This window comes from Cyanobium sp. NIVA-CYA 375 (assembly GCF_056108345.1).
This window is the reverse complement of sequence record NZ_JBSYHW010000192.1, coordinates 1-1,631: the sequence shown is the minus strand read 5'-3', so window position 1 is coordinate 1,631 and position 1,631 is coordinate 1. Positions and strand designations below refer to the sequence as shown.

Below are 1,631 nucleotides of genomic sequence, written 5' to 3'. Positions count from 1 at the left end.
CGCATTAGTCATGTCCTCAAGCCCCCGGATGTACTGATCAGAGGGGTGACAACTTTCCTGAAACTGGGGGTTCTTTGAACGCTGCATCTTTGCTGGTTCCAATGCCAATCCTCTGGGTGCTGCAGGGGCGATTGGCGATCGGACCGGCGCCCTTGGGGCCGCAGCGCTGGCTGGGGTTGCGCCAGCGGGCCGTAGCAGCGGTGGTCAGCCTCTGCGAGGTTGGCGAAGTGGTAGAGCAGCAGCCCCCAGTCAGCGATCAGGCCATCAGCTGGAGTTCCTGTCCGCTGCCTGATGTGCGCAGCGGCAGGCCATTGCAGCTGCAGGAGCTCAACGACGCCATCAACCTCACGCGGGAGCTGGTGCGGCGATCCCCGGCGGTGTATTTGCACTGCTGGGCTGGCCGGGAGCGGGCGCCGCTGGTGGCCCTAGGGGTGCTCTGCCTGGAGCACTGCCTGGATGTGTACGACGGCCTGGCTTATCTGCGCCGAGTGCACCCCGCGGCCCACCCCACCAACAGCCAGCTCGCTCTGCTCGACCAGTGGCTCAGCCAGCAGCCTGGGGTGGAGACCTGTGCCTGAACCCACCCCGCTGCCACTGCGCCTGCTGCTGGTGACGCTGAATTACGCGCCCGAGCCGGTGGGCATCGGCAAGTATTCCGGTGAGCTGGGCGGCTGGCTGGCGAGTCGGGGCCATCGGGTGCGGGTGATCACAGCGCCTCCTTACTTTCCGGGCTGGCGGATCGCCGCCGGGGCGGCCAACCGCTACCGGCGAGAGTTGCGCGACGGGGCCCAGCTGCTCCGCTGCCCGCTGTGGGTGCCGCGCCGGCCGAGCGGTTTCACGCGGCTGCTGCATCTGGCCTCCTTCGCTCTGAGCAGTGGGCCGCAGATACTGAGGCAGTGGCGCTGGCGGCCCGATGTGGTGATCACGGTGGCACCGGCGCTGTTCTGCGCGCCGGCGGCGCTACTGCTGCGGCGGCTGTGCGGCTGCCGCACGGTGCTGCACATCCAGGATTTTGAGCTGGATGCGGCCTTTGAGTTGGGGTTGCTGCGGGGCGGCTGGCTGCGGCGGCTGGCCGAGGGCTGGGAAAGGACTCTGCTGCAGGGTTTTGACCGGGTGAGCAGCATCAGCGCGGCGATGGTGCGGCGGCTGGCAGTCAAGGGGGTGGCGCCGGAGCGCACCTGGCTGCTACCCAACTGGGTGCACCTGGCTGGCAACGCTGAGGCCAGTACGCAGCAGGCCGCCTTGGCCTTCCGGCAGGCCCTGGTAATCGGCCCCGATCAGCTGGTGTTGCTCTATTCGGGTTCGATGAACCGCAAGCAGGGTCTGGAGCTGCTGGTGGAGGTGATCCGTGGGCTCCAGCACCGCCAGGACCTGGTATGGGTGCTGGCCGGCGAGGGCCCGGGCCGGGAGCAGCTCGAGCGGGCCTGCGCCGATTTGCCGCAGGTGCGCCTGAGCGGCCTGCAGCCGCCGGAACGGCTGGAAGCCTGGCTGGCGATGGCCGATGTGCACCTGCTGCCCCAGAAGGCGGAAGCCACCGATCTAGTGCTGCCCTCCAAGCTGATCGGCATGCTGGCCAGCAGCCGGCCGCTGATCAGCACCAGCCCGGCGGGCAGCGATCTGGCGGCGATCGC

2 protein-coding genes are annotated in these 1,631 nt (G+C 68.6%); both read left to right on the top strand.

Translation table 11 applies throughout. From position 1 onward, the window contains the following. The first annotated feature begins 101 nt into the window (after window positions 1–101). Window positions 102–578, top strand: a complete 477-nt coding sequence (locus AC01FP_RS17460) for a protein-tyrosine phosphatase family protein (protein WP_474481984.1) — start codon at window positions 102–104, stop codon at window positions 576–578. Beyond that, window positions 571–1,631, top strand: a 1,061-nt coding sequence (locus AC01FP_RS17455; RefSeq protein ID WP_474481983.1) for a WcaI family glycosyltransferase, incomplete at its 3' end; no start/stop codon positions are given. The genes AC01FP_RS17460 and AC01FP_RS17455, both read left to right, overlap by 8 nt.

Bases quoted from the DNA above. Each gene is read 5' to 3' on its own strand.
- AC01FP_RS17460 (WP_474481984.1), top strand. From the start codon at position 102: ATGCCAATCCTCTGGGTGCTGCAGGGGCGATTGGCGATCGGACCGGCG.